1 pseudogene is annotated in these 702 nt (G+C 70.2%); it reads right to left on the reverse strand.

From position 1 onward, the window contains the following. A pseudogene (locus tag FL344_RS38210) lies at window positions 1-702 on the reverse strand (3-hydroxy-3-methylglutaryl-CoA reductase); the annotation flags it as partial.

The raw sequence follows: 702 nt of genomic DNA on the forward strand, positions 1-702 counted from the left end.
AGTCCTGCCCCGTGGCGATGGCCACCGCGTCAATGCCGTTCATCACGCCCTTGTTGTGCGTGGCCGCGCGGTACGGGTCCGCCTCCGCGAAGCGGCTGGCCTGGGCGATGCCCTCGGCAATCTCCTCGGCCGGCATCTCGAAGTCCGCCAGCAGCGGGATGGGGATGCGGCACATGGCGCGCGCCAGCCGGCGGTCCGCCAGGTTGGAGAGGATGCGCAGGTACACCTTGCCACCCGTCACCTGCTCGATGAGCGGCGCCACGCCCTCCGCCATGGTGTTGATGAGGTTGGCCCCCATCGCCTCCTGGGCGTCGATGATGAGGTGGACGATGAGCAGCGGCTCGCCGCGCGGCCCTTCCGGGGCCGGCAGCACGCGAACCTCGACGTCCTTCGCCCCGCCGCCACGCGCCACCATGGCCGGGTGGAAGCTGTTGGCCAGCGCGAGAATCTGCTCCTTGTGCGCCAGGATGCGCTCGGTGGCCACCGTCGGGTCGCCGTAGCGCGACACCTGCACCTGGCCAATCATCAGCGACGGGTCGGCTTCACCGATGAAGCCGCCCGCCTCCCGGACGATTTTCGCCGCGAAGGACACCGCCGCCACGACGGACGGCTCCTCCACCGCCATGGGCACCAGGTAGTCACGTCCGTTGACCTGGAGGTTGAGGCCCAGCCCCAGCGGGAGGGAGAAGGTCCCCACCGCGT

Source organism: Myxococcus sp. AB036A, from assembly GCF_006547355.1.
GTDB classification, from domain to species: domain Bacteria; phylum Myxococcota; class Myxococcia; order Myxococcales; family Myxococcaceae; genus Myxococcus; species Myxococcus virescens.